The following is an 8,345-nucleotide window of genomic DNA, read 5'->3' on the forward strand; positions in this document are numbered from 1 at the left end:
CGCTGACCCACGGCACGCTGAGGCGGGGCGGCGCACGACGCAACCGGCGCGGCGCGCTGAAGCTGTTGGCGCTGGGGGCCGTGGCCGGCACCGGCGCCTGGCTGGCGCGCGACGGCCTGCGCTGGCAATGGCAGGACCTGCACGCCGACTACCGCACCGGCACCGGCGAACGGCGCGCCCTGACGCTGGCGGACGGCACCCGGGTCGACCTGGACACCCGCAGCGCCATCACGATCCGCTACGACGACAACCAGCGCCGCATCGAGCTGTTGCATGGCCGCATCCTGGTCGCCACGGCGCCGGATCCGGTCCGGCCTGGCTGGCCGGCCCGCCCGCTGTTCGTGGATACCGCCCGCGGCCGGCTGCGGCCGCTCGGGACGCGATTCGTCGCGCGGCATCTGGCCGACGCCGACCTGGTGGCGGTGCTGGAGGGCGCGGTGCAAATCCAGCCCATGGATGCCCCCGCGGCGGGCCGTGTGGTGCAAGCCGGCGAGCAAAGCCGCTACGACCGGCTGGGCGCCGAGGCGCCGGCCCGCACCGACCAGCAGGCGGATGCCCAGGCCGGCGCCTGGACCACCGGCATGCTGGTGGCGCGCGACATGCGGCTGGACGACTTCATCGCCGAACTGGCCCGCTACCGGCCCGGCCGGCTGGCCTGTGCGCCGGAAGTCGCCGCGCTGCGCGTCTCGGGCATCTATCCGCTGGCCGATCCGGACAAGGTGCTGGACATGCTCGAACGCACGCATCCCGTGGAAATCCGCGGCGTGACGCGCTACTGGACGACCGTGGCGCGGCGCGAACCGTGACGCCGCCGGCGATTCCGCAAGCCGGATCCCGGATTTTTTTCTGGCCCGCCGTGAGGGGTTTTTCGTTCTCGCGTGGCAATCCCTATGGAAGCCACTTTTTTCTCGGGAAATGAAGACCGCCATGCACGACCGCCTCTCGCGCCGCGCCGCCCGCCTCATCGGCCGCGCCGCCCCCCTGCTCTCGCCCGGCCACCTGGCCGTCCTGTCCTTGTCGGCCACGTTGCTGTCGGCCGCCGCGCTGGCGCAGCCGGCCGCGCGGACCTACGCGATTCCCGCCGGCTCGCTCGAAAGCGTGCTGACCCGCTATGCCCTGGAAAGCCAGCTGATGCTGTCCTACAGCGCCGCCGACGTCGCCGGCAGGCGCAGCGGCGGACTGACCGGCAGCCACGACGCCGCGTCGGCGCTGCGCCAGATCCTGGCGGGCACGGGCATGCGCGCCAGCCTGCAGCCCAACGGCGGCTACCTGCTGCGGGTGGCGGCCGGCGCGGACGATGCGCAGACGCTGCCCTCGGTGACCGTCACCGGCGACGGCGCCGAAACCGCCTGGGGCCCGGTGGCCGGCTTCGTCGCCAAGCACAGCGCCACGGCCACCAAGACCGACACGCCGTTGCACGAAACGCCGCAGTCGGTCTCGGTGGTGCCGCGCGCCCAGGTGGTGGCGCAGGCCGCCGATTCGCTCGACCAGGCGCTGGCCTACACCGCCGGCGTGATGCCGCTGGACGGCGGCGCGCTGCGCAACATCAGCACCGGCTTCACGGTGCGCGGCTTCAACATCACCGGGTCGGCGCCGCTGTACCTGAACGGCACCAAGCTCCCGATGAACTCGCTGAGCGGCGCCATGGAGCCGTATGACTACGAACGCATCGAGGTGCTGAAGGGGCCGGCGTCGATCCTGTACGGCCAGGCCGCGCCGGGGGGCATCATCAACCTGGTCAGCAAACGCCCCACCGCCGAGCCGCTGCGCGAGATGGAGGTGAAATACGGCACCTGGAACACCAAGCAGCTGGCCATGGACTTTGGCGGGCCGCTCACCGAGGACGGCAATGTGGGCTACCGACTGACCGGGCTGGCGCGCGATGCGGACACCATGGTGCGGCACATCAACAACGACCGCCAGTCGCTGTCGGGCTCGCTCGAATGGCAGCTGAGCGGCGCCACGCGGCTGACGCTGCTGGGCGGCTGGAGCCGCACCGACAATCCCTACGACGTGGGCAAGCCGCGTGAAGGCACGCTGCTGCCCAAGCCCAACGGCGCCATCTCGCGCAAGGTATTCCTGGGCGAACCGGGCTTCGACCGTTTCGTGGTGCAGGGCGGCCACCTGGGTTACCTGCTGGAGCACAAGATCAACGACGACTGGCAGGTGCGGCAGAACCTGCTGGGCTACAACCACCGCGCCAATAGCAACAACCTGTACATGATGACAAGCTCGGTCGACGCCGCCAACCCGGCGCGGGTCGAGCGCCTGGCCGTGTCGCGCGACGACACGGACAAGGGCATCGCCCTGGACAACCAGCTGCTGGGCAAGCTGCGCCACGGCCGCTTCGAGCACACCCTGCTGTTCGGCGTGGACGCCAGCCGCAGCAGCCTGACACGCGATCAAGCGGTGGGCTTGAATGCCGTCCCGATCGATGTGTATGACCCGGTCTACGGCAGCACGCCGACGCTGGACCCCGCCAGGCGCAGCATCAGCCGCGCGCGCCAGGTGGGTTTCTATGCCCAGGACCAGATCAAATTCGATGGCCGCTGGATCGGCTTGTTCGGCGGCCGCTACGACCGCGCGCGCACCGAGGAAGCGCCCGACGACGGCAGGCAGGATTCGCACGCGTTCTCGCCCCGCGCCGGCCTGATGTATCTGTTCGACAACGGCCTGGCGCCCTACTACAGTTTCACCAAGTCATTCCAGCCGACCTCTGGCATGGATTTCGGCGGCACGCCGTTCAAGCCCACCACCGGCACGCAGCACGAGATCGGCCTGAAGTACGAGCCGCCTGGCGTCGACGCGGCGATCACGCTGGCGCTGTACGACATCACCCAGCGCAACGTGGTCACGTCGGACCTGGCCAATCCCGGGTTCTCGGTGCAGACGGGCGAAGTGCGCTCGCGCGGCGCCGAGCTGGAAGGCCGCGCCAGCCTCAACCACAATCTGGACGTGGTGGCCGCCTTCACGCTGACCAACGCCAGGACCACCAAGAGCACCCGGGGCGACGAAGGCGCGCGGCCGGCGTCGGTGCCGCGCAGCATGGCGTCGCTGTGGCTGGACTACAAGCTGGCGGCGCTGCCCGGCCTGAGCACCGCGGCCGGCGTGCGCTACGTGGGACGGCAGGAAAGCGACGGCGTCACGGTGCCCAGCTACACCGTGCTGGACGCGGCGTTGCGGTACCGCCTGCAGAACTGGGAATTCGCGCTCAACGTCAAGAACCTGACGAACAAGCGCTACATCGCCGCGTGCCCGTATGCCTGCTACTACGGCGACGAACGCAATGTGATGCTGACGGCGCGGGTGAACTGGTAGGAGGTCGGGCTGGCACGGGGTCGGGTTGCCAAGGGATCGGGCGGGTACGGATCGGACTGGCAAGGAGCCCGCCCCGGCTCAGCCCGGCTCGCCGAACACGCCGCGCCAGGGCCGCGCCAGGACCTCGACATCGTCCGCCGACAGGTATTGCGGCGCCCCCCGCGCCATGGCGGCGAACAGCAAGGCATCGGAAGCCCCATCCCACGGCGGCGCCAGCGACTCGTCCACCTCGCCGTCTTCATCCACTTCCCGGATGAAGGCGGCCTCGCCATCGACGGCTTCGGCGCGTTGCCGCAGCAGCTTGTGGACCTGCATGAAACCGGCATGGACCGGCGAATGCGCGCCGCCGCGGCGGCGCGAGGCGGCCAGCACGCCATACCATTCGGAGGGCGGCGACGCCTCGGCGACGGCGCCGGACGGCGCAGTGGCGCCGCCCTCTTCCTCCGACGACCAGCGCGCCCACGCCCGGCCGTAACGGTCCCAGCCGTCGTCCGGCAAGTGTTCGCCCAGCGCTCGCGCCTGCTCGCGCGACAGATCGGGAATGCGGGCCAGGACGTCGAGCACGCCCTCGCCGTGCGGGCCGAACAGCAGGGCCAGCGGCAGCGGCTGCAACAGCTCGATGGCGGCGGCGCGCCAGTAGCCGGGTTGCGCCACCAGCCCGGACATGTCGCCCAGCTGCGTCACGCGCACGCGCCACAACTGTCCGGGCCACTGGCGGCCCAGGGTCAGGGAGGCGATGGATTGGTCGACCACGATCCAGGGCGGCTCGGCGCGCGCCAGCCGGACGTGGTTGCCGGCGCGTTCGAGCGCCAGGGAAGGATCGGCGGCGTCGAACCAGAAACCGTCGCGCTCGGACGGGGAAGCATGTGTAGGCGTGGTCATGGCGGTCATTATCGGCGCAAATGCTTGCCGCTCTGTCGACGGAAGCCGCCGGTCGCATGGTCGACCGGGACGCCGGTCGCACTGGCGACGAAGACGCCGGCCGTATTCGCGACGAAGACGCCGGCCGTATTGCCGACGCAGACGACGCCGTTCAGTCCGCCGCGACGCGCTCCGGCGCCAGCGCCGCTTCCAGCCGGTTGCCGCCCAGCGACTTGGCGCGATACAGGGCCATGTCGGCGCGCGCCAGCCCATCGGCCAGCGCCGGCGCGTCGTCCTCGAAATACGCCAGGCCGATGCTGACCGTGGCGGCGATGCCCAGGCCGTCGGCCTGGTTGGCGATGGCCTCGGCAAAGCGCGTGGCGGCGGCCGCGCCCAGCTCGTGCGCGCGGCGGGCGTCGTCGCCCGAGAGCAGCGCGGCGAACTCCTCGCCGCCGATGCGGGCCAGGATCGCCCGCGGCCCGAGCGCGACGCGGGCGATGCCGGCGAACGACTTCAGCACCAGGTCGCCGGTATGGTGGCCGTAGCGGTCGTTGATGCTTTTGAATTGGTCCAGGTCGAACGCCAGCACGGCGATCGGCTCGCGGCCCGATTGGGTCTCGATCAGGCGCGCGCCCTGCTCGAAGAACCAGCGCCGGTTGCCCAGGCGGGTCAGGTAGTCGGTCTGCGATTCCAGCACCAGCTGGACGTGGGTTTCCTCGCGGATCAGCTTGACCAGCGTCATCGGCAGCAGCACCGAGTACAGCACGCCCTCGTACATGGTGATGTTGCTGGCCAGCAGCTGCACCGACGGCCCCCCGGCGGCGACCCACCACGGCAGCAGGAAGGCCCGGCCGAAATAGATCAGCGCGTGCACGCCCGCGACCGCCACGGCAAAGTTGCGGGTCTTGAGCATCTTCATGGAATCGCAACGCAGCAGTTCCCAGGCGGTCAGCGCGCTGACCAGCCCGATGGGAAAGGCGCTGACGTATTTCCAGACCACGTCCTGGCCATCCCGGCCGGCGCCCAGCCAGACCAGCGCCATGACGGCCAGCAGCGCCAGCGAGCGGCCGCGGTAGCTGCGCCCGCTGAGCGAGGCGACGCTGTTCAGCACCAGCAGATAGCCGCCGAGGATGATGAGATTGCTGACCGGCGAGCCCAGCCCGGCGGGCAGGTCGGCGCGGAACAGGACGCTGCTACAGCCGACCGCCAACGTCGCGAAGCCGGCCGCCAGGATGCCCAGCGAACGGCTGCGGTTGGGATGGGTCCGATGTTCCCAGAACGTCAGGCCGGCACTGGCCAGCAGCGTTCCAATGGTGATGAAGTACAGGGTAAGGAGATCGACGTGCATCTCTTATCGGGAAATGAGGCACGCCAGGGAATTGCGGCGGCAGTCGCAATTCTAGGGGAAATCGGTCGCGAAACTGTGACGAACGCGACGGTTCCGGAATGATAAGTCCCTATTTACAAAGATCAAAAACGATAGGTCACGCTGCCGACCACGCTGCGGCGGGGGCCGAAGAAGCAGTCACCGCGGGCGATGCAGCTGCCGACATACTGCTTGTCGAACAGGTTGGTGACGTTCAGCGCCACGCGCGTCGGCCCCGCGTCGTAGGCCAGCATCGCGTCGTACACCGTGACGGCGGGCACATTGTTGTGGCCGGTGCCATCGTCGCTGCCGCCGGTGTAGCGCACCCCCGCGCCCGCCAGGAATCCCGGCGCGCCCAGGAGGCGGAAGCGATGGTTGGCCCAGAGCGACGCCATATGGCGGGGCATCCTGGCCAGTTGCCGGCCTTGTTCGGCGGGAACGCCCCGGGCGACCCTGGCGTTCAGCAGCGTCCAGGTGGCGACGACGTCGAAGCCGGCCACCGAAGCCAGCGCCTCCAGTTCGGCGCCGCGCGTGCGCGCCTGGCCCACCTGGACCGTGTCGGCCACGCCGTTCACCACGCCCGCCACCTTGCGGTTCGTTTCGGTCATGTCGAACAGGCTCGCCGTAATGGTCAGGTTGTCGCCGAGCGGCTGGACCTTGACGCCGGTTTCCCACTGCTTGCCGCGTAGCGGCTTGAAGGCCTGGTTGGCGCGATTGAAACCGGCCTGCCCCTGGAACGACTCGGCATAGCTGAGGTAAGGGTTGAAACCGGCGGCCGAGCGGTACATCAGGCCGAAACGGCGGGTCAGTTCGCTGTCGTCACGGCTGCCCGACGGCGTGTCGTCCACCGCACTGCGCGAACGGTCGTAGCGCAGCCCCAGCATCACCAGCCATCTTTCCCATTCGAGCTGGTCCTGCGCGTAGAAGCCGATCTGGTTCTCGTGCGAGGTCGGCATGTGGCGCAGGCTGGTGGGTGGCGTGAAGTTGCCGTATACGGGGTTATACACGTCGATCGGCGCCGCCAGCCCGCCGATGCCTTTGTGGGCCTCGAGGGTGGAGCGCTGATAGTCGATGCCGGCCAGCGCCAGGTGGCGGACCGCGCCGGTCTGGAGTTTGAACTGGAGCTGATTGTCGATCGCCAGTTGCTTCAAGGTGGGCTGGTTCATGTAGACCACCCGGCGCAGCAACGTGTCGCTGCCGGGCACCCATCCGTGTCCCGCGCCGTTGAAGCCGGTGGTGTAGATACTGCGGTAATCGGCGTCACTGTGCGAATAGCGCAGGTTCTGCCGCAAGGTGACCCGGTCGTTGAATGCATGCTCGAACTGATATCCCACGGCCTGCTGCCGGGTGCGATATCTGTCGAAATCCGGCTCGCTGACGAAGAAGTCCTGCGGGATGCGCCCGCCGGGCTTGTCGGTGCGCGTGCCGCGCCAGGGGAAAAAGCCGACCATGGTGCCGCTGTTGTCGCGCTGGAAGTTGGCCAGCAGCGTCAACGAGGTGGCGCCACTGGGCCGCCAGGTGAGCGATGGCGCCACGAAATAACGGTCGTCGGGCACGTGCCGGACCGCGCTGCCGCTGTCGCGTCCCAGCGCCACCAGGCGGTACAGCCATGTGCCGTCGGCATTGAGCGGACCCGTGAGATCCGCCTGGATCTGCTTGCGGTCGTGGCTGCCGACGCTGACACCGATCTCGCGCGCCGCATCGGGTTGCGGCCGCTTGCTGACCAGGTTCACGATGCCGCTGCTGGACGCCTGGCCGTACAGCATGCCCGAGGGCCCGCGCAGGATTTCGATGCGTTCGAGCGCATAAGGATCGGGCCGCGTGTTGTTGTAGAACCCCACCGCGTTGAGCAGGCCATCCAGGTACTGGGTGGACTCGGCGCCTCGGATCTTGATCCAGTCGCTGCGGTTGTCGGCGCCGAAAGAGTCGGCGGTGCTCACGCCCGCGGTGTAGCCGGCGGCCTGCTGCACCGACTGCGCGCCCTGCAGCGTGATGCGATCCTGGGTGATGACGGTGATCGACTGCGGCGTGTCGAGCACGGCCGTGTCGGTCTTGGTGGCCGTGGCCGCGCGCCTGGCCACGAAACCATGCACGGGACCGGTCGCCGTTTCCTCGGCGTCGGCGCCCTTCACCGTCACCGCGGGCAGCTGCCGCACCGACGCGGCCGATTGCGCCCCGGCGGCCGTGGACAGGCCCAGCCCCAACAGGATCCAGGGCAGATGCGATGCGCGGCAAAAAGGAAAGGCGGGACTGGGGTTCATCAGGCTTCATCCATCAATGCAAAGTGCGAACAGGAATCGATCTCACTATTATGGAAAGCCTGAGCGCCGAATCCCGCCCTTGCCTCGCGATGGATAAGCCCGGGTATTGCCTGCCGCCACGCAGCGTTGCGGCAGGCCCGCCGGTTCAGAACCGATGCGCCCAGCGGCACTTCCAACACGCGGGCCGTGGAAATACTTCGTGGCAAAAGGTGTCAGCCTGCAATGGCGCGCGCCCCCGGCTGCGGTTCAATACCGCACGTTGTCGCTGTGCCTGTCGTTGCCGGCCGCCTGGCGGCTCGCGCCGGCATTCCACTCCCCTTTCCGAGGCCCCGATCGCCATGGCAAATCGTTCCTACCTCTACAGCCTGAGCAACCGCCCCACCCACTTCACCGACCGCCCGGAGACGATTTCCGGCTTGTCCGAATGGCCCTACGCGGTGCCGTTCATGTACCGGCTATTGATGTCGGGCGATCCACAGCTGTGCGCCTCGCTGATCTCGGATGGACTGGAGGACGAAGAACCGGACCAGCGCACCCGG

5 protein-coding genes and 1 pseudogene are annotated in these 8,345 nt (G+C 69.0%); 3 read left to right on the forward strand and 3 right to left on the reverse strand.

Annotated features, from left to right (window positions below):
- Both AOZ53_RS04765 and AOZ53_RS04770 read left to right on the forward strand, forming a co-directional pair.
- A partial coding sequence (locus tag AOZ53_RS04765; RefSeq protein WP_082385515.1) for a FecR domain-containing protein occupies window positions 1-806 on the forward strand: 806 nt, incomplete at its 5' end.
- A 121-nt stretch (window positions 807-927) separates the two neighbouring features.
- Complete coding sequence (locus tag AOZ53_RS04770) at window positions 928-3,318, forward strand: TonB-dependent siderophore receptor (protein ID WP_054487204.1); 2,391 nt, start codon at window positions 928-930, stop codon at window positions 3,316-3,318.
- A gap of 78 nt (window positions 3,319-3,396) precedes the next feature.
- Here the strand turns inward: AOZ53_RS04770 and AOZ53_RS04775 are convergent, their stop codons facing one another.
- The 3 genes from AOZ53_RS04775 to AOZ53_RS04785 form a co-directional block, all read right to left on the reverse strand.
- Window positions 3,397-4,200 (reverse strand): hypothetical protein, encoded by an 804-nt coding sequence (locus tag AOZ53_RS04775; protein WP_231690563.1) that lies wholly within the window; start codon window positions 4,198-4,200, stop codon window positions 3,397-3,399.
- Window positions 4,201-4,351: 151 nt separating this feature from the next.
- On the reverse strand, window positions 4,352-5,527 hold the full coding sequence (locus AOZ53_RS04780) for a GGDEF domain-containing protein (RefSeq protein WP_054429775.1): 1,176 nt from the start codon (window positions 5,525-5,527) through the stop codon (window positions 4,352-4,354).
- 122 nt (window positions 5,528-5,649) lie between these two features.
- Window positions 5,650-7,806, reverse strand: a complete 2,157-nt coding sequence (locus AOZ53_RS04785; RefSeq protein ID WP_231690564.1) for a TonB-dependent siderophore receptor — start codon at window positions 7,804-7,806, stop codon at window positions 5,650-5,652.
- Between the two features lie 338 nt (window positions 7,807-8,144).
- Here AOZ53_RS04785 and AOZ53_RS34630 point away from each other — a divergent pair.
- Window positions 8,145-8,345 (forward strand): annotated as a pseudogene (locus AOZ53_RS34630) (hypothetical protein); the annotation flags it as partial.

The sequence above is a fragment of the Achromobacter sp. 2789STDY5608621 genome, from assembly GCF_001299375.1.
In the GTDB taxonomy this organism is placed as follows: domain Bacteria; phylum Pseudomonadota; class Gammaproteobacteria; order Burkholderiales; family Burkholderiaceae_B; genus Achromobacter; species Achromobacter insuavis.

Excerpts from the sequence above, each read along its gene's own strand:
- AOZ53_RS04770 (WP_054487204.1), top strand. The coding sequence starts at position 928 with ATGCACGACCGCCTCTCGCGCCGCGCCGCCCGCCTCATCGGCCGCGCC.
- AOZ53_RS04775 (WP_231690563.1), bottom strand. The coding sequence starts at position 4,200 with ATGACCACGCCTACACATGCTTCCCCGTCCGAGCGCGACGGTTTCTGG.
- AOZ53_RS04780 (WP_054429775.1), bottom strand. The coding sequence starts at position 5,527 with ATGCACGTCGATCTCCTTACCCTGTACTTCATCACCATTGGAACGCTG.
- AOZ53_RS04785 (WP_231690564.1), bottom strand. The coding sequence starts at position 7,806 with ATGAACCCCAGTCCCGCCTTTCCTTTTTGCCGCGCATCGCATCTGCCC.